This is a genomic window from Actinoplanes sp. CA-051413, from assembly GCF_050955795.1.
Lineage (GTDB): Bacteria > Actinomycetota > Actinomycetes > Mycobacteriales > Micromonosporaceae > Actinoplanes.
In genome coordinates this window covers 7671862-7689175 of sequence record NZ_CP192100.1, presented here as the reverse complement: position 1 = coordinate 7689175, position 17314 = coordinate 7671862, and the positions used below count along the sequence as shown (strand labels likewise).

Below are 17314 nucleotides of genomic sequence, written 5' to 3'. Positions count from 1 at the left end.
TCAGGCGCGGGCCGCGACCAGGCGCGGCAGGTCGCGGCTCACCTCGACCAGGAACCAGGCGGGCAGCACCGGGGCGCCGTCGGCGTCGGCGGCGATCACCAGCCGGCCGCACTCGAGGGACAGCTCGGCCAGCTCCACGAGCAGACCCTTGGCCCGGTGCGCGAAACGGCGTACCGCGGCGGGCGCCTTGTCCTTGTCGGCCGGGAGGTCCTTGATCAGCCGGGCCCGGAACGTCTCGGCGAGGAAGTAGAGCAGGTCCCGGTCGTCGTTGCCCTGCGGCCAGCCCGCATCGCCGCGCAGGATGGCCTCCAGGCCGTACCGGTGGCGGACGACCTTGAGGTAGCCGCAGAAGGCCGCCGCGTGCGCGGGGCTCAGCGTGCCGGCCGCCAGCAGCCGCAGCGTCTCCTCGGCGATGTCGTCGCCGTAGGAGCGCAGCGCGTCGCTGAGCATGTGCCAGCTGCGCGGGGTGGAGAAGACCTCCTCGGTCTTGGGCGGCGCGGCCCACAGGTGGTCCGGGCGCTCGTCCAGGTACGCCAGGATCCACGGGTGGATGCCGGCGCCCAGCGCCCAGTTCAGCCAGTCGGTGTGCGAGGCCCGCAGGTGGACGTGGACCAGCCGGTTGATCAGCGCCGAGGCCATCGGCCGGGCGAGCGCGTTGTCGCCGGCCCGGTTGCCGGCACCGATCACGATCGAGCCGGCCGGCAGCTCGTACCCGCCGATCCGGCGGTCCAGGATCAGCGAGTAGAACGCCTTCTGCACCTCCGGGCTGGACGAGTTGAGCTCGTCCAGGAACAGGCAGTACGGCTCGTCGCGGGCGATCGACTCCGGCGGCGCGAAGCGGCTGCGGCCGTCGTGCAGCTCGGGCACGCCGATCAGGTCCTCGGCGGCGAGCTGGGTGCCGACCAGCGTGACGCAGTCCAGCCCGAGCGACTCGGCGAACGCGCGCACCAGCGAGCTCTTGCCGATGCCCGGCGCGCCCCACACGAAGACCGGCCGCACGACCGCCACGTGCAGCAGCAGGTCGGGCAGCTGGGCCGGGGTCACCGTGACAGCGGAGTGCACGCCGGGAAGTGTGCTCCGCGGCCCGCCGCGGGCGCACGCGAATAATCGATCAGCGCGCCCGCGGCGGCGGCGGTCACTTCAGGTGGACGATGCCGTCCATGGTGACCTTCGGGCGGCCCTTGGTGCCGACCACGACGATCTTCACGGTGTGCTTCTTGGCGCTGGTCCACGACTTGGTCCAGACGGCCTGGCGGTACGTGTTCTTGCTCGCCCGCAGGTCGATCGTGCCGACCTTCTTGCCGTCGAGGTAGACGTACGCCTGGCCCGCCGTCTTGCCCTTCATCGCCAGCAGCGCCACCGAGCGGCCGGTGAAGCTCCAGCTCAGCGAGGCCTTCTTGGTGGAGCTGGCGAGCGCCGCCTTCCCGATGTGCGCGCTGCTCGACGCCTTGGCCCACTTGCCGGAGCGACTGGCCTTGGTCTCGGCGACCAGCACGGGGGTGCGGGTCACCGGGGCGGTGGCCACGTTGGCGGCGAGGTCGGTGGCCTGTAGGCGCCAGGTGGTCGCCGTGCCGGGCCGGGCCGTGGTGTTCCAGCTGCGGGCGCTGGTGGCAAACGTGGTGCGGCCGGGCGCGGTGAGCTGCACGGCGGACAGCCCGACGGCGTCGGCCACCTGCCACTTGAGGGTCACCGGCGCGGCGGTGGGGTTGACCGTGCCGGTGCGCAGCACCACGTCCGGCCGGCCGGGGAACGTGGGCTTGGTGAGGTCGGCGATGACCGTGCGGGTGTCGCTGACCGACGTCGGCCCGCCGACCCGGTTCATCTGCACCTGCACGGTGTGCCGGCCGGCGGCCAGCTTCACGGTGGCGGACCGGGCGGCTGCGGTGGCGCTGCCGGCCGTACGGCCGTCGATGCGCACGTCGAAGCCACCGATCTCGCCGCCGGGCGTGCTGACCGACCAGGAGACCGTGAGGCTGTCGCGGACCACGCCCTTGCGGCCGCTGAGCCCGGTGATCTTCAGCCCGGAGAGCACCCCGGCGGCCTCGGTGCGCAACGCGGGCAGCTTGCCGAAGAGGGTGTTGCCGGGACACTCGGTCGCCTGCACGTCGCGGTGCCCGGCGATCCGGCCCATGGTGACCTTGTCGCCGACCTTGACCTTGTCGTTGCTGCCCTGCGCGGTGGTGGTGAACTGGTCGAGCGGGTCGTGACCGTACTGGCCGAGCTTGAACGCCGCCAGCTGCGCGATCTTGGTGGTGACCGAGGCGGGCACGGCGGTGGTGCCGTACTCACCGAGGACGGCGACGGCGGCGTAGTTGGTGTTGAACGGCGGCGTGTGCGCCCCGACGACCGGCTTGTCCACGCCACCCTTGCGGCCCTCGTAGAGCGTGCCGCACTTGTCGACGAGGAAGTTGTATTCCATGTCGTTGAGGCCCTTGCCCGTCACCGCGTACGTGTAGATGCTGCGGATCACCTTGCCGGCGTCGGCGCACGTGTAGTCGTTGGACCGGCTGCCGCTCTGCGCGGTGTGGTGCACGAAGAGGGCGTTGATCGTGGTGCCGTACACCGGGGCGTCCTTGACCAGCGTCTCGTCGGCGCTCCAGCCCTTGCGGCTCACGTAGGCCGGCATCGCGCTCTGCGCCGGGACGGTGGGCACCGGGGTGGCGGCCGTCGTCGTGGGCGGAGCGGCCGTGGTGGTGGCCGGGGCCGAAGGGGTGGCGCTGGTCGAGGTCTCGTCGTCGGGGTCGGGCTGCGCCGGCGGCTGCTCGGGCTCGGGCTCCGGGTCGGGCAGCGGCTCGGTGCCGGTGGCCGGTGGGTCGGCCGGCGCGGACTCCTCCGGATCGGCGAGCGGCATCCCGCCGCCCTGGCCGCCGCTGGTCGCGGGGCCCGGATCGACCAGGGTGAGCCGCAGGCCCGCGGGCAGCCGGCTCGAGGCGCGTCCGGCGGGGGAGACCACCTTCACCTCGACGCCGTTCGAGACCCCGACCCACAGACCGGTGCTGCCGCCGCGGGTGCGGCCGGCCACGAGATCCGGGTCGCCGGCCGCGACCGCGTGCTCCAGATCCAGGCTCTGCCAGGCGGACCAGTCGCCGGAGGCGGCCGACCGGGTGCGCACGGCGGCGTCACCCCGGAACGAGAGCAGGGCGTCCGTCCAGGTCACGCCGAGCAGGCTGAACCGGGAGACGGTGCGCTTGGCCAGCCGCAGGGTCTCGCGGCCGTCCTCGATCGTCGGTTTGCCGTCCAGCTCCAGCGACTGCGTGGTGACCGGCGCCGGCGGCGGGCCGGAGGGCAGCGGTGCGGCGGCGGCCTCGGCCGCGGTCGCGGCGAGCGGTGCTGCGGCCGGGTCGGCGGACGACCGGGTCAGCACGACCCCGGTCACTGTCAGTGCCGTCGCAGTGACCGCCGCGGCGGTCCCCGCCACCATTCGTGACCTGCTGATCCTCACGCCCGAAGCCCCCGTGTCGTTGCGGCGACCACGATCGAAGTCACCGGCGGAAGCGCCACCATACCGGTCCGCGGGCCGGCTGTGTGTCCGTCCACAGTAGGACGTGGGACGGGGTCAGCGGCGGCGTCCGGCGTACCGCTGCACGAGCAGCGTCAGCACGCCGGCCGCGACGATCGCGGCGACGTTGATGAGCAGTTGCAGCGCCGAGCCGGCGGCCTCGTCCATCACGCCGTAGGCGAGCGCCACCGCGACGTTCGCGGCCGCCGGCACGGTGGTCACCGAGATCAGCACCCCGACCAGCGTGCCGGCCTTGGCCGAGGTCAGCGACAGCATCCCGGCCACCCCGGCCAGGAAACCGACCACCCAGCTCAGCGCGTCCGGCTGCCAGATGAACTCGGTCAGCGGGCGCTCGCCGAGCAGCATGCCCTTGTTCACCAGATCCAGCGCGGTCAGCGCCCAGGTGGTCACGACGGTGACCACCATGCCGACGGAGAAGCCGGCCCCCAGGGCCAGCAGCGCCCGGCGGACCAGCCCGGGCCGGCGGCGCACCAGGCCGACGCAGAGCGCGGCCAGCGGGCCGAACTCGGGACCGACGACCATCGCCCCGACGATGAGGATCGGCTGGTCGAGCAGGACGCCGATGCCGGCGATCACCGTCGCCACGATCATGAAGGTCAGGAACGCGCCGGACAGCTCCGACTCGGCCGCGGTGGCGTGCTCCACCTCCTCCCAGACCACGGCGTCCACGCCGAGCCCGGGCACCCGCCGCTCGGCCCGGTCGGCCGCCGCCGACAGCGTGGTGTCGACCTTCTCCAGCATGATCGAGCCGTCCCGCTCGACGTCGAGCTCACGCAGTCGTTCGATGATCGCGCTGGCGCCCTCCCGGACGACGTCGCAGAAGAGCAGGTCACCGACCGGTTCGACGGCCGCACCGGGCAGCACGACCACGTGGGTCACGGCGTCGTTGCCGGTCAGCAGCTCCTGGACGGCGGCCCTGCGGTCGGGCGGGACGATGATCCTCAAGTGCAGCACGCGGTCATCAAACCACCGCTCAGGAGTGGATCGGCCCCGCGGTGCCGGTGAGCCGCCCGCCGGTGCCGTGCCAGCGCACGGCCACGATCTCGGCCGCGATGCTCACCGCGGTCTCCTCCGGGGTGCGCGCGCCCAGATCGAGCCCGATCGGCGAGGCCAGCCGGGCGATCGCGGCCGGGTCCAGCCCGGTCTCGCGCAGCCGCTTGAGCCGGTCGTCGTGGGTGCGGCGGGAACCCATCGCCCCCACGTACGCCACCGGCAGCCCGAGCGCCACCTCCAGCACCGGCACGTCGAACTTCGGGTCGTGGGTCAGCACGCACAGCACGGTGCGCGGGTCGATCCGCCCGGCTGCCGCCTCGGCCGCCAGGTAGCGGTGCGGCCAGTCGACGACGACCTCGTCGGCCTCGGGGAAGCGCCGGGCGGTGGCGAAGACCGGCCGGGCGTCGCAGACCGTCACCCGATAACCGAGGAACGCGCCGATCCGGGCCACCGCGGCGGCGTGGTCGGTGGCCCCGAACACGATCATGCGGGCGGCCGGCGCGAACGAGGTGACCAGCACGGTGAGCCCGGTGCCGCGGCGCTCGCCGGCCGGGCCGTAGTGCAGCAGCCCGGTGCGCCCGGCGGCGAGCAGCCCCCGGCCGTCGTCGGTGACCGCGTCGTCCAGCCGGTCACCGCCCAGCGAGCCGTGCCGGGTGTCGCCGTTGACGACCAGGTGCCGGCCCAGCGCCTCCGGCGGGCCCTCGACACACGTGAGCAGCGCGACCGGCTGGTCCGCGGCGACCGCCTCCGCGAGCACGGGCAGCTCGGGGAAGCCGGCCCGCTCGACGAAGAGCTCGATCGTGCCGCCGCAGGGCAGCCCGACCTCGAACGCGTCGTCGTCGCTGATGCCGTACCGCACGGTCTGCGGGGTGCCGGACCCGGCCACCTCGCGACAGAGCTCGTAGACCGCGCCCTCGACGCAGCCGCCGGAGACGCTGCCGACGGCGGTGCCGTCGGCGCTGACGAGCATCGCCGCGCCGGGCTGCCGGGGTGCGCTCGACCAGGTGGCGGTGACGGTGGCCAGCCCGGCCGGCTCACCCGCGCGCCACCAGCGGAGCAGATCGTCCAGGACGTCACGCACGGGTCACTTCCGGTACGTCGAGATCGGTGTCGTCGGCGAGGTGGCCGACCGGGACGACGCGGACCTGGCCGGCGTGCGCGCGCAGGTAGTCGCGGGCGCCGCGGTCGCCGGTGGCACTGCGCGCGACCCCGTCCCAGTGCTCGCGGCCGAGCAGGACCGGATGGGACCGGCGCTCGCCGTAGCCGCCCATCACCAGGGAGGCCGGGGTGGCGTCGGCGGCGATGGCGCGTACCGCTGCGGGTGTGACGCCGGGCATGTCGACCAGCAGGACCACCGCCGCACCGGCCGGGCCGGCGGCCAGCGCCGCCAGGCCGGTGCGCAACGAGGAGGCCATGCCGCTCGCCCAGTCCGGATTCTCGACATAGGTCAGTGCGGGCGCGACAGTGCGGACCTGGGCTGCCTGCGCACCGATCACGACCACCGGCTCGGCCACGCCGGCCTCGCGCAGGATGCCGGCCGCGCGCTCCACGAGCAGGCTGCCCCGGTGCGCAACGAGGGCCTTGGGCATCCCGTAGCGGCGACCGGCGCCCGCGGCGAGAACCAGACCGGCGATCTCCATCACCAGAGCCTAGCCGCGGTGACGGGATCCCGACTGAGAGCGAGCAGCAGCCGCCGGCCGGCCCCTAGGCTCAGCGGATGAGGGTAGCCATCGTCGGTACCGGACCCACCGGCCTGTACGCCGCGACCGCCCTGGCCCGCCGCGGTCACGAGGTCACCGTCGTGGATCGCGACCCCGGCCCCGCACCCGGCGGCGACTGGCAGCGCAAAGGCGTCATGCAGTTCCACCATCCGCACGCGCTGCGCCGGCAGATCCTCACGGCCCTCGAGGCGGAGCTGCCCGAGGTGCGCGACGCGCTGCTGGCCGCCGGCGCCGAGCTGATCATCCTGCCCGCGGAGGGCACCCGGCCGGAGATGGTGGTCGGGATGGCCTGCCGCCGGGAGGTCTTCGAGCTGGTGTTGCGCAGGACCGCGGCGGCCGAGCCCGGCGTGACGCTGCGGTGCGGACACGTCGAGGATGTGCTGCGCTCCCACGGCCGCGCTGCCGGACTGCGCGTCGACGGCACCGAGGTGGCCGCCGACCTGGTGCTGAACGCCTCCGGCCGGGCCGGGCGGATCGGCGACGACCTGCGCGCCCCCGGCACCGGCCGGGACTGCGGGCTGTCCTATGTCTCCCGGCAGTACGAGCTGCTGCCGGGCGCCGCGCCGGGCCCGGTCAACGCGCCGGTCGGCCTGATCTCCCGGATGCCGGGCTACTTCTTCGCCGTGTTCCTGCAGGACAACCGCACTGTGAGCACCACGTTCTGCCGGCTCAGCACCGACCGGAAGCTGGCCGGCCTGCGGGTCACCGAGGCTTTCGAGGCGGCCGCGCGGGCGGTGCCCGGGTTCGCGGAATGGACCGATCCGGCCCGCACCCGGCCGATCACCGCCGTGCTGCCCGGCGGTCACCTGCGCAACGCCTACCGGGGCCAGCTGGACGAGGACGGCCGGGTGGCGCTGCCCGGGCTCATCCACGTCGGCGACGCGGTCTGCACCACCAACCCGGTCGCCGGCCGCGGCATCACGACGTCTCTGCTGCAGGCCCAGCACCTGGTCTCGCTGATCGGCGGTCCCGGCGGCGCGGATCTCGAGACCGTGACGCTGGAGTTCGACCGGTGGTGCACCGAGCAGATCAAGCCCTGGTTCGACGACCACCTGATCTGGGACGCCGAACAGGTACGCCAGTGGGCAGGCGCGGACATCAACCTGTCCCGGCCGCTCGCCTCCGGCTACATCGTCGAGGCGGCTCAGGCGGACCCGTCGCTGATGCGCCACGTCGGGCCGTATCTGTCGATGGAAGCTCTGCCCGCGACGCTGGCCGCGGCCGAACCGCGGGCCCGGGAGATCTATGCGGGCGGCTGGCGGGCCCCGCTGCCGACCGGCCCGAGCCGGGACGAGCTGGTGTCGCTGATCAGCCGCGTGGGGGTCTAGCCAGGGCGGCCGGCAGACCGCGTACGGCGGCCAGCCCGAGCACCGTCCGGGGCTGGTAGGCGACCCGCCACAGCCCGCCGTGCGCCGCGCCGATGGTCTCGTCGGTCCATGCGTTCGGCGCCGCGGGCCGTGGCTTGCGGAGCTGGTGCACGAGCAGCGCCGCCATCAGCCGGTTGCTGGTCGCGGGTTCGAAGATCTCCGCGCCGAACACGTGCGCACCCGCGTAGGCCGCCGCGAGCAGCCGGTTGCTCAGCACCGACCGGGTCCGGGTCGGCGGGGCGACCGAGAAGCTCACCGTCGTGCCGTCGTGCCGGGCCACCGACGCCCGCCACCGCTGGATGCGTTTGGCCAGCGCGTAGTTCGGGCCCTGCTGGGGGACCAGGCTGTCGGCGATGCCGGGGTCGGCGCCGGGCGGGTAGTTCGGCTGGAGCAGCCGGCCGCCGGACATCGCGGCGAGCACCTTGGCCGCCGCCGGCCGGTCCCGGAACCGCACCGCGGCCTGCGCGACGGCGCCGGCCGGCACCGCGAAGGCATCCGTCGGCGTGGCCAGAAAGGCCAGGGCGGTGCCGGGTCGCTGCCGGCGCACATGCTCGGTCAGGGCGTCGACGGCCGCTGAGAGCCGGGGGTACGCCGCCCCGGGCGCGTACACGTAGTTGCCGAGCACCAGCCGGCCCTCGATGCCGAGCAGCCACTGCGCCGTCGCCGGCAGCCCGGTCAGCAGGTCCACGCCCGCGCCCTCGATCGTGGCACCCGGCGCGATCAGCGTGCCCGCGCTCTGCCGGGCGGTGGCCGCCACCCGTTCCCAGACCCGCGGCCGGGGCAGGTCGACGCCGATCACCGTGCCACCCCACGCCAGTACGGCGGGCAGTGGTCCCATCTCGGCGCCGGCGCCCAGCACCACCAGCCGCTGATCGGACAGGTCCAGCCAGTCCGGCTCGGCGGCCACCTCGCGGACGGCCTCGGCGCACGATTCCTCGATCGTGCCCTCCCGCACCCAGTCGTCGAGCCGCCGCAGCAGGGCGTCCCCGCGCAGCAGCTCACCCCGGTACGGCAGGACCAGCTCCTGCTCAGGCTTGCTTTCACCGTGGATCGTCACGGTGCCCAGCGGCTCGGCGGCTTCGCTCTTTGTGGTGAACGCCTGATCGAGCGGCACCTCGTCCGCGCCGCTGGTAACCCGCATCCGGCTGTGCACCGACGCCAGCCCGGCCCGCGCGATGTCGTAGCCGCCGTCCAGCCCCGCCTCGACCAGGGCCCGGAAGTGCCGCAGGTAGCCCGTACGCCAGTCGCTCTCCCGCTCGGCCGCCGCGGCCGCCGCCGGATCCGCCACCCGCAGAGCGTCCGCGACCACCGCCCGGCCCAGCGCCGAACCGCTGCGCCGGCCGTCCTCGGCCCGGGGAAACACGACCTCGTTCACGCGGACAGTATGGCGACCTCCTACCCAGGGAGGAGACGGCCTCCGACCACCGGCCGCGGGACGGGCCCGCGGATGGGCGAAAGCGCCCGCCGGCCCCGAAAGCATCAAGGGCATGACAAACGTGCTGCGCTGGCACCGCCCGCTGATGATCTTCGCCGCCGCGATGGCCCTCCTGGCCCTCGTCGCGGCGGTCGGCACCCTCGCCGACCCGCGCGTCCTGACCGGCGCGCCGATCTGGCTCAAGCCGTTCAAGTTCGCGGTGTCCTTCGTCCTCTACACCTCCACCCTGGCCTGGATGCTCTCGCTGCTCCCGCGGCGCAGCCGCCTCGCCGAATGGGCCGCCACCGTGGTGGTCGCCATGTCCGTCGCCGAGATGGTCGTGATCGTGACGCAGGTGCTGCGCGGGCAGACCAGCCACTACAACGAGACCTCCGCGCTGAACTCCGCGCTGTGGCAGGTCATGGGCAGCGCGATCATGGTGCTGTTCATCGCGCACTTCGTGATCGGCGTCGTGGTGCTCCGGCAGCGGATCGCCGACCGGGTGTCCGCGCACGCCGTCCGCTGGGGCCTGGGACTGTCCCTGCTCGGCCTGGTGGCGGCGATCCCGATGGTGCAGCCCGCCCAGATGGGGCACAGTGTCGGCGTGAGCGACGGCGGACCGGGACTGCCAGTGGTCGGCTGGAGCACCACCGGCGGCGACCTGCGGATCGGCCACTTCGTCGGGCTGCACGCGTTGCAGGCGCTGCCGTTGCTCGCCCTGCTGCTCGGCAACCGGCTCGACGAGCTCACCCGGATCCGGCTGCTGGCGGTCGGCGGCGTCGCGTACGGCATCCTCACCGCCCTACTGACCTGGCAGGCCCTGCGCGGCCAGCCGCTGCTGCAGCCCGACGCCCTGACGTTGACCGCCTGGGCCGCCCTCGCCGCCGCGACCGCGACTGCCACGGTCGCCGTGGTGGCCCGCCGCCGGCAGCCGGCTCTGGAGCTGGCGGCATGACCGCCTGCACCGAGCGGCACCTGGCCGCGGCGGACGACGGCCTGGGAGGGCCAGCATGACCGGGGCCTTGTTCGGGTTGACCTTCGCGGTCGCCGCGCCGTTCTGGGCGCTCATGATCCTGCTGCCCGGCTGGTCCTGGACCCGGCGGATCATCGCCTCCCCGCTGATCGTGCTGCCGGTCGTGGTGATCTACGCGCTGCTGGTCATCCCGGCCTTCGGCGAGGTGCTGCCGGCCGTCGCGTCGCCCACCCTCGGCGGCGTCCGCGAACTGCTCGGCACGGCCGACGGCGCGGCGGCGGCCTGGGCGCACATGCTCGCGTTCGATCTCTTCGTCGGCCGCTGGTCCTGGCTCGACAGCCGGACCCGCGGCGTCCCTGCGCTGATCATGTCGCCGGTGCTGCTGCTCACGATCCTGCTCGGCCCCCTGGGCCTGCTGGTCTACCTGCTGGTACGGGCCCGCTACCGCCCCGCCGAGAGCGCCTAGGGTGGTCCTCGTGGGATGGGTGGCACGGCTCTTCGACGCGCGGGACACGTTCGTCCGGATGGTGCTGCTGGACCTGAGCGGCCTGAGCTACCTGCTCTTCGGCACCCAGGCCGGCCCGGCGCCCACCCCGACGCAATGGCTGCTCGCGGTGGCCGCGTTCGCCCTCGCCCTGATCCTGCACCGCCGGCAGCTGCCCGGCCTGCTGGCCCAGACCGCCCTGCTGGTCGTGGCGTTCTGGCTCATCGACGACACCACGATCAATCAGGTCGGCACCAGCTGGCTGCTGCTCGAAGTGGCACTGTGGGCCCCCCGGCCGCGCATCCTCTGGTCCTGCGCGGGCCTGGTCGCGGCGGTCTATGCGGCCTTCACCCTGGGCCGGGACCCGTCGCAGATCTCCGGGCTGGTCTTCGGGCTGTTCATAGTGATCGGCGTACCGGTGCTGCTCGGCCTGGTCATCCGGACCACCCGCGAGCTGGGCGTGCAGGCCCGGCGTCGGGCCGAGTCGGAGAGCCGGGCGGCCCGCGCGGACGAACGCTCGGCGATCGCCCGCGAACTGCACGACGTGGTCGCACACCACGTCGCGTCGATGGTGCTGCGGGTCGGCGTGGCCCGGCACGTGCTGCCGGACGTGGACCCGCGGGTGACGGAGGTGTTCGACGACGTGCACGGCACCGGTACGGCCGCGCTGGCCGATCTGCGGCAGCTGGTCGCGGTGCTGCGGGACCCGTCCCGGCGTACGGATGCGGCGCTCACCGCGATCGAGCCCGGCGCGCTGCCGGCCGCCCTCGAAGCCGCGGTCGAAACGGCCCGGCGGGCGGGACTGACGGTGGACGCGAGCATCGCGCCGGAGGCCGGATCGCTGGACGTGGTCCGCGGCCTGGCCGTGCTGCGGCTGACCCAGGAAGCGCTGACCAACGTGGCCAAGCACGCCGGACCGGCCGCCCGGGCGAGCCTGCGGGTCGAGGTGCAGGACGGGGACGTGCTCTGGTCGGTCACCGACGACGGCGGCGGCGTGGTGCCCGGGCTGCCGTCCGGCGGCGGTCACGGTCTGATCGGGATGCGCGAACGGGTCGAGGTGCTGGGCGGCCGGCTGACGGCCGGACCGGCGGCGGGCGGCTGGCGGGTCGAGACCGTACTGCCGGCCAGCCGGTCCACGGAGCCGGTGTGATCAGGGTCCTGCTGGTCGACGACCAGCCGCTGATCCGCGCCGGCCTGCGGATGCTCTGCGACGCCGAAGCCGACCTGACGGTGGTCGGCGAGGCGGAGAACGGCCGCGACGCGGTGACGCTCGCCGCCCGGCTGGCCCCCGACGTGATCGTCATGGACCTGCGGATGCCGGGGGTTGACGGCATCACGGCGACCGGCCGCATCCTGGCGGAACGCCCGGGCGCCCGGATCGTCGTGCTGACCACCTTCGGCGACGACGACCACCTCTATCCGGCGCTGACGGCTGGGGCCTGCGGCTTTCTGCTGAAGGACGCGCCGCCGGTCGAGCTGCTGGACGGGATCCGGCGGGCCGCGGCGGGGGACAGCCCGTTCAGTCAGGACGTGCTGCAGCGGCTGGTGCGGCGGGCGGTCGCGGCCCGGGTGGACCAGCCGCGGCCGGTGGCGGGGCTGACCGCCCGGGAGCGGGACGTGCTGGAGCTGGTGGCCGAAGGGCTGTCCAACACGGAGATCGCCGACCGGCTGCACATCGGCGTGACGACTGTGAAGACGCACATCACCAGCCTGATGACCAAGACCGACAGTCCCAACCGGGTGCGGTTGGCGCTCTTCGCCCGCGGCGGCTGATCGCCAGCGGCGACCGCTGCTCGGCCGGGTCAGAGGCCGCGGGTGGTGAGCCAGCTCTCGACGCGGGTGATGACCTTCTCCGGGGTGCGGCGGGCCCACAGGAAGTGGTCCGGGACCGCGTCGATCGTGGCCCGGTCGACGTCGGAGGGCAGCCGGGCCGCCAGGTGGTCGACCGCGGCGCGCGGGATCATCCGGTCGCCGGCGATGTCGACGAGCAGCGCCGGCACGGACAGATCGGCCAGCGCGGCCTCGTAGTCGGTGCGGTCACCGCGCAGGCGGTAGCGGCCGTAGCGGGCCTCGTAACCCCAGTCGTTCATCAGTGTGCGGGGCTGGCGTCCCGCGAAGCCGAGCCGGTGTCCCGGCCAGTAGCCCAGCGAACAGGTGACCGCGCCGACGAAGCGGACCCCGGCGGCGCGCTGGGCCCGGGCGAGCCGGCCGCTGCGGGCAAACGGGGAACTCGTACCCGTGGCCAGGGTGACGACGGCGTCCGGGCGTACCGTGCCGGCGGCGCCCGACAGCAGCGCGAGCTGACCGCCCAGGCTGTGGCCCACCAGCACGACCTTGGCCGCGCCGGCGACGGCCGGATCGGTGAAGACGGCCGGCAGGTCGTCGCGGACCAGATGGGCGTAGCCGAACGAGTCGCGGCGCAGGTCGGCGACCGGGCTCTGCGGCATGCCGCGCAGCTCCACGCCGACGACGTGCCGGCCGGCGGCCGCCCAGGCGCGGAACAGCGGGCCGTAGTAGGCCACCGGCACCCCGAGCGCGGGCAGGAAGACCACGGACGCGGCGCGGCCGGGCTCGCCGTACTCCTCGACGGTCAGCGTGACGCCGTCAGTGGAGGGCACCGGATGCACGCGAGGTTCCATCGGGACAGTCTCCGGGTGGACGGTCACCCGCGGCGATGTGATCTCCCACACGCAAAAGACCGGGAACCCGTGGCGGCGGGTTCCCGGCCTTGGTGCCTTGTCACGGTATCGCGGGATCAGCCCTGACGGCCGTTCCAGCGGGGGTTCTTGCGATTGATGACGACCATCCGGCCCCGCCGGCGGGTGACAACCGAACCCGGCTTGCTCTTGAGCGACCGGAGCGAGTTGCGAACCTTCATGATGCCTCCTCGGTCCTGCCAACGCCGCCGGTCACCCCGGCATTCCGGAAACTGTCGGAGGCTGCCGCCATGATGACCGGGCCGAAGGGAAGGGGTGGGTGTGGCCGAGGTGATGGTGCGCGACGAGACCATGGCGGGCCGGGCGATCGACGAGTGGATCCTGCCGGACCTGCCCGACGAGATCACCGCGCGCGAACTGCTGCGCCTGCGGGTCCGCGAGGAGGTGGCCCGCTTCCATGCCACGGCGGGCGACGTCTTCCGCGGCTTGGCGCCTTTAACGGTACGGAGGGGACAGCGTCTCGACTGGACCGCGCAGGCTGACGCGGCGTGCGCGGCGTTCACCCGCAACGGCTTCGTGATGATCGTCGGCCGGCACCAGGTCGACGACCTCGACCAGCTCATCGACCTGCGCGGCGATCCGACGGTGGCGTTCATCCGCCTGGTCCCGCTGGTGGGTGGCTGATGGAGCCGATCCTGCTCGACCTGACCCCGGCGGTCGACCCCGACCCGCGCCTGCACGAGGTAAAGACGACAGATGCCGACCCGGCGCTACCCGCGGACCACCGCCGGCTGATCTGTCTGCGCCTGCACTGGGAGGCGGCCCGCGACGACGCCCCGTTCGTGCACCCGGCCGAGGTGATCGCCGCGCTGGCGACGGACGACGTGCACTGGACCCGGGACGACCTGATCTGGAGCCTGCGGGTGCTGGCCGGCGAGACCGGACGCGACGACGGCTCCCCGTGGCGCCTGCCCGTCATCATCGGTGCCGCGCTGCCGCCGGAGGAGTTGCGTGACCTCGTACCGGCCTTCGAAGCGGTGCTGGACGCGGTGAAGACGAGCTATCTGGCTGTGCGGGTGCGTCATTCGCTGTCCCAGGCGTACGGCGCTGTGCTGGACCGGATCGATCCCGGTGGGCTCGGTCACGTGCTGCCGGCGGACGACGTGTTCGACGCGGCGGTGCAGGAGTCGCTGCGGCCGCTGCTGACCGATGCCGGGATGCGTGCGGTGCTGCGGCACGCCGAGTCGCTGGCCAAGCCGGTGCCGGCCAAGGGCTGGCTGCGACGGGCGGATGATCTGCGCGGCGCGGCGGGCGTTGTCAATCCCCTGCTGGAGCGGTTCTGTGCTTATCAAGGGTCGGTCGGTGAGGACACCGACCTGCTGGTGCGGGGGCTGATCTGGTTCGCCGCCCGGGATCCGGAGTCGACTGCTTTGCTGGCCCGGGTCGCGGTGCGGGCGGGCACGGCATCCTCGGAGGTGCAGGCGCCGCGGACGGCGGCGGCTGCGGTGGAGATCTTGGCGGATCGCGGGGGTGATGCGCCGGTGCGGGCACTGGTGCGGCTGGCGCTCACGGTGCGGAGCAAACCGTTGCTGGCGCGGGTTCGCGCTGCGGTCGCGCGGATCGAGAGCGCGCGTGGCTGGGCGGCCGGCGAGGCGCTGGAACTCGGGATCGACGACCACGGCCTGGATGCGGAGGGGCGGCGCTGCTGGCCGGTGCCCGGCTCTGTCCTCGTGGAGGTCGTTGACGGCAGGGCGCGATTGGTGGTCATGCGGGACGGCAGGCCGCTCAAGCGAGTGCCGGCCGATGTGGACGTCGCGGAGGCCAGGGCGCTGGTCAAGGAGATCACCAAGACGCTGGCTGCGGAACGCGATCGGGTCGAGTCGCTGCTGTCCCAGGAGAGGAGCTGGGCGTGGGCTGATTGGGTGGCGCGCTATCTGGATCATCCGATCACGGGGTCTGTGGCCGATCGCCTGATCTGGCAATCGTCGGTGGACGGCAGGGCGTGGCGGGCCGGCATTCCGCGTCGCGAGGCCGACGGCGGCTGGAGGCTGGTGGACGAGGCAGGCAACGACTTCGAGCCGGCCGGCGGGCGAGTGCGGCTTTGGCATCCCGCGTTGGCTGCGCCCGGGGAGGCGGCGAGATGGCGTGACCACATCGGAGTGGAGGAGTTGCGGCAGCCGTTCAAACAGGCGTTCCGGGAGGTGTATCCGCTGACTCCGGCGGAGGCGTCGAGCCGGACTTCGTCGCGGCGTTTCGCGGGGCACATTCTGCGCTACCGCCAGGCCAATGCTCTGATGCGGACCCGAGGCTGGGCGGCGAGCTACCTCGGCACGTGGGACCAGGGTCACCGCACGGAAGCTTCGAAGGATCTCGGTGGCGGTGAGTGGCGGGCGCTGCTGGTCCACGAGGCGGCCGGGGAAGCGGACTATCAGGTGGTGTACTGCATTCTCGGCGAGGTCCGCTTCACCCGCCGCGCCGGCGGGGCGTGGCAGGATGCGCCGCTGACCGAGGTGCCGGTGCGGGTGTTCAGCGAGGCGATGCGCGACGTGGACCTGTTCGTCGGCGTTACGTCGATCGCGGCCGACGAGGCGTGGCAGGATCGGGGAACCTCGCGTTTCCGCGCCTATCGCGAGTCGGCTGGCTTCGGTGCTCTGACCGCCTCGGCCGAAGTGCGTCGAGACGTGCTGGCCCGGCTCCTGCCGCGGCTGTCGATCGGGCCGCGGTGCGAGCTGACGGAGAGATACCTCCGGGTCCGCGGTCAGCGGGGTACGTACCGGATCCACCTCGGCTCGGCCAACATCCTGATCGAACCCGACGACACCTATCTGTGCATCGTCCCGGACCACAAACGCAAGCCGGCGGTCCACCTGCCCTTCGACGATGACCGGGTGCTGTCTTTGATCCTGTCCAAGGCGATTCTGCTGGCGGCTGACGACACGATCACGGACCCGACGATCGTGGCCCAACTCCCAGCCGTACCGCCCCCGCCATGAGATGCCTTTCATTGATCCTGGGCAGCGATCGGCCTCGACGTGGTGCCGAGAGGGCCCGGCTGGAAGCGCGTCGATCACCCGGACCCGTCACTACCGTCCTGAGCTGCAAGATCGCTTGCAAAAGGCTCACTGACGGCCTTGGCCTGCCCTGGTGGCAGTGATGCCGACCGATCTGATCGTCAACGCCGCCCTCGCGTGGACACTCCGGATCCGGACCGGAAATGCTACGCTTCGGCCATGCATGTCGGGCCGAAACGAGCTGGTGATAAGGACCGCGAGGAGGTCGTCGATCGCCTGAGAACGGCCCTGGACGAAGGTCGGCTGGACCTGCACGAGTACGACGAGCGGCTTCAGCAGGCCTATGCCGCTAAGACGTACGCTGAGCTGGACGTGCTGATGCTCGATTTGCCAACCGCTCGGCCGGCTCCGCAGTCTCAGCTCTACGTAACTTCTCCGGCGGCGAGGCCGCCGGAGCCGGCGCGTCAGGACGAAGCCCCTGCCCTCCCGGCATCGGTGACCCAGCGAAGGATCGTCCTGCTCGTATCAACCGTGGTGGCAGCCGTTGGTGTGGGCGCCTGGATCTTATCCGTGCTCTATTGACTGCCGGCTGTTGAGCTTTCCCTTGGTTGGCTGAACGAATTGACGGTAAGTCGGCGCAAGGCATTCGGTAGCCCACATTCGTTGTCCCTCTGCGTTCAAGACTCGCCTTGCTGCGCTGCGTTTTCCTCTGCCATTTCCTGACCACTGCTGAAGAGAGCGCATTCACCACGCCCTTCTAGCCACCCGCGCTCGACGCAACCGGCGTTTATTCGACTGTCCGGCCCTCGTCGAGGGCCATTTTGTCATGGGCGCACTCCTTACCTGCCTCGAACTATCGGGCGCAGGATATGGAGTTGACGTAGATCGATCCTTGAGGCAGGCTCATGTTCACTCCTACCGAAAGGAAGTCCGTCTGTGAGAAAGCTTACGGCCGTCGCATCAACTGTAGCCATGTTGGGCGGAGGGATTGTTCTCTCGGTCGCTTCCCCCGCGGCGGCTGCGCCCGGCGGAAACTGCGTTGCGAAATCTGAGGACAGGCCCGTCAACTGGGAACCGGACGACTGGCGGGTCGGAGCCATGTGCGCCTCTCTCAATGCCAACTCAAGGGCGCGTGGGGTCGGCGTTGTCTCTTCCGGCCCTGATCACTACACGC

At 72.6% G+C, this 17314-nt stretch carries 16 protein-coding genes; 8 read left to right on the top strand and 8 right to left on the bottom strand.

The window, feature by feature from the left end; translation table 11 throughout:
* The 5 genes from ACQP2Y_RS36210 to ACQP2Y_RS36190 all read right to left on the bottom strand — a co-directional run bounded on the left by ACQP2Y_RS36210 (position 1) and on the right by ACQP2Y_RS36190 (position 6153).
* Positions 1 to 1044: an ATP-binding protein gene (locus ACQP2Y_RS36210; RefSeq protein WP_360831919.1), complete on the bottom strand. Its 1044-nt coding sequence runs from the start codon at positions 1042 to 1044 to the stop codon at positions 1 to 3.
* A 91-nt stretch (positions 1045 to 1135) separates the two neighbouring features.
* Positions 1136 to 3421, bottom strand: coding sequence for an N-acetylmuramoyl-L-alanine amidase (locus ACQP2Y_RS36205; protein ID WP_433720625.1), 2286 nt, complete (start codon positions 3419 to 3421; stop codon positions 1136 to 1138).
* A gap of 135 nt (positions 3422 to 3556) precedes the next feature.
* Entirely contained in the window at positions 3557 to 4474 is a 918-nt protein-coding gene (locus ACQP2Y_RS36200) for a DUF389 domain-containing protein (RefSeq protein WP_433720624.1), read from the bottom strand.
* Positions 4475 to 4493: 19 nt separating this feature from the next.
* The gene (locus tag ACQP2Y_RS36195) at positions 4494 to 5594 is read right to left on the bottom strand and encodes an XdhC family protein (protein WP_433720622.1); all 1101 of its coding nucleotides are present in this window, start codon (positions 5592 to 5594) and stop codon (positions 4494 to 4496) included.
* A complete protein-coding gene (locus tag ACQP2Y_RS36190; protein WP_433720620.1) occupies positions 5587 to 6153 on the bottom strand; it encodes a nucleotidyltransferase family protein in 567 nt (188 codons plus the stop codon). The genes ACQP2Y_RS36195 and ACQP2Y_RS36190 overlap by 8 nt, the downstream gene beginning before the upstream one ends.
* Positions 6154 to 6230: 77 nt before the next feature.
* Here ACQP2Y_RS36190 and ACQP2Y_RS36185 point away from each other — a divergent pair, with 77 nt between their 5' ends.
* On the top strand, positions 6231 to 7562 hold the full coding sequence (locus ACQP2Y_RS36185) for an FAD-dependent oxidoreductase (protein ID WP_433720619.1): 1332 nt from the start codon (positions 6231 to 6233) through the stop codon (positions 7560 to 7562).
* Here the strand turns inward: ACQP2Y_RS36185 and ACQP2Y_RS36180 are convergent.
* The gene (locus ACQP2Y_RS36180) at positions 7543 to 8976 is read right to left on the bottom strand and encodes a hypothetical protein (protein ID WP_433720617.1); all 1434 of its coding nucleotides are present in this window, start codon (positions 8974 to 8976) and stop codon (positions 7543 to 7545) included. The two genes, ACQP2Y_RS36185 and ACQP2Y_RS36180, sit on opposite strands and share 20 nt — an antisense overlap.
* 112 nt (positions 8977 to 9088) lie before the next feature.
* Here ACQP2Y_RS36180 and ACQP2Y_RS36175 point away from each other — a divergent pair, with 112 nt between their 5' ends.
* Genes ACQP2Y_RS36175 through ACQP2Y_RS36160 form a run of 4 tightly spaced genes read left to right on the top strand, consistent with a single transcriptional unit; the run spans position 9089 to position 12245 of the window.
* Complete coding sequence (locus tag ACQP2Y_RS36175; RefSeq protein ID WP_433720615.1) at positions 9089 to 9970, top strand: hypothetical protein; 882 nt, start codon at positions 9089 to 9091, stop codon at positions 9968 to 9970.
* A 55-nt stretch (positions 9971 to 10025) separates the two neighbouring features.
* The gene (locus ACQP2Y_RS36170; RefSeq protein ID WP_433720614.1) at positions 10026 to 10454 is read left to right on the top strand and encodes an ABA4-like family protein; all 429 of its coding nucleotides are present in this window, start codon (positions 10026 to 10028) and stop codon (positions 10452 to 10454) included.
* Positions 10455 to 10464: 10 nt separating this feature from the next.
* A complete protein-coding gene (locus tag ACQP2Y_RS36165; RefSeq protein ID WP_433720613.1) occupies positions 10465 to 11622 on the top strand; it encodes a sensor histidine kinase in 1158 nt (385 codons plus the stop codon).
* Entirely contained in the window at positions 11619 to 12245 is a 627-nt protein-coding gene (locus ACQP2Y_RS36160; protein WP_433720611.1) for a response regulator, read from the top strand. Before ACQP2Y_RS36165 ends, ACQP2Y_RS36160 begins: the two co-directional genes overlap by 4 nt.
* A gap of 29 nt (positions 12246 to 12274) precedes the next feature.
* On the opposite strand, the gene ACQP2Y_RS36155 is transcribed toward ACQP2Y_RS36160, so the two are convergent.
* Positions 12275 to 13111 carry an alpha/beta fold hydrolase gene (locus ACQP2Y_RS36155; RefSeq protein WP_433720610.1) on the bottom strand — a complete coding sequence of 279 codons (837 nt, stop codon included), beginning with the start codon at positions 13109 to 13111 and terminating at the stop codon, positions 12275 to 12277.
* A gap of 116 nt (positions 13112 to 13227) precedes the next feature.
* A complete protein-coding gene (locus tag ACQP2Y_RS36150; RefSeq protein WP_015624451.1) occupies positions 13228 to 13350 on the bottom strand; it encodes a ribosomal protein bL36 in 123 nt (40 codons plus the stop codon).
* A 100-nt stretch (positions 13351 to 13450) separates the two neighbouring features.
* Here ACQP2Y_RS36150 and ACQP2Y_RS36145 point away from each other — a divergent pair, with 100 nt between their 5' ends.
* The 3 genes from ACQP2Y_RS36145 (at position 13451) to ACQP2Y_RS36135 (ending at position 16722) form a co-directional block, all read left to right on the top strand.
* Positions 13451 to 13813, top strand: coding sequence for a hypothetical protein (locus ACQP2Y_RS36145; RefSeq protein ID WP_433720608.1), 363 nt, complete (start codon positions 13451 to 13453; stop codon positions 13811 to 13813).
* On the top strand, positions 13813 to 16122 hold the full coding sequence (locus ACQP2Y_RS36140; RefSeq protein WP_433720606.1) for a DUF4132 domain-containing protein: 2310 nt from the start codon (positions 13813 to 13815) through the stop codon (positions 16120 to 16122). Before ACQP2Y_RS36145 ends, ACQP2Y_RS36140 begins: the two co-directional genes overlap by 1 nt.
* 237 nt (positions 16123 to 16359) lie before the next feature.
* A complete protein-coding gene (locus ACQP2Y_RS36135) occupies positions 16360 to 16722 on the top strand; it encodes a DUF1707 SHOCT-like domain-containing protein (protein WP_433720605.1) in 363 nt (120 codons plus the stop codon).
* Positions 16723 to 17314 lie beyond the last annotated feature (592 nt).

Coding starts and splice junctions, on each gene's coding strand:
- ACQP2Y_RS36205 (WP_433720625.1), bottom strand. CDS start 3,421: ATGGTGGCGGGGACCGCCGCGGCGGTCACTGCGACGGCACTGACAGTG.
- ACQP2Y_RS36190 (WP_433720620.1), bottom strand. CDS start 6,153: ATGGAGATCGCCGGTCTGGTTCTCGCCGCGGGCGCCGGTCGCCGCTAC.
- ACQP2Y_RS36185 (WP_433720619.1), top strand. CDS start 6,231: ATGAGGGTAGCCATCGTCGGTACCGGACCCACCGGCCTGTACGCCGCG.
- ACQP2Y_RS36175 (WP_433720615.1), top strand. CDS start 9,089: ATGACAAACGTGCTGCGCTGGCACCGCCCGCTGATGATCTTCGCCGCC.
- ACQP2Y_RS36170 (WP_433720614.1), top strand. CDS start 10,026: ATGACCGGGGCCTTGTTCGGGTTGACCTTCGCGGTCGCCGCGCCGTTC.
- ACQP2Y_RS36155 (WP_433720610.1), bottom strand. CDS start 13,111: ATGGAACCTCGCGTGCATCCGGTGCCCTCCACTGACGGCGTCACGCTG.
- ACQP2Y_RS36150 (WP_015624451.1), bottom strand. CDS start 13,350: ATGAAGGTTCGCAACTCGCTCCGGTCGCTCAAGAGCAAGCCGGGTTCG.
- ACQP2Y_RS36140 (WP_433720606.1), top strand. CDS start 13,813: ATGGAGCCGATCCTGCTCGACCTGACCCCGGCGGTCGACCCCGACCCG.
- ACQP2Y_RS36135 (WP_433720605.1), top strand. CDS start 16,360: ATGCATGTCGGGCCGAAACGAGCTGGTGATAAGGACCGCGAGGAGGTC.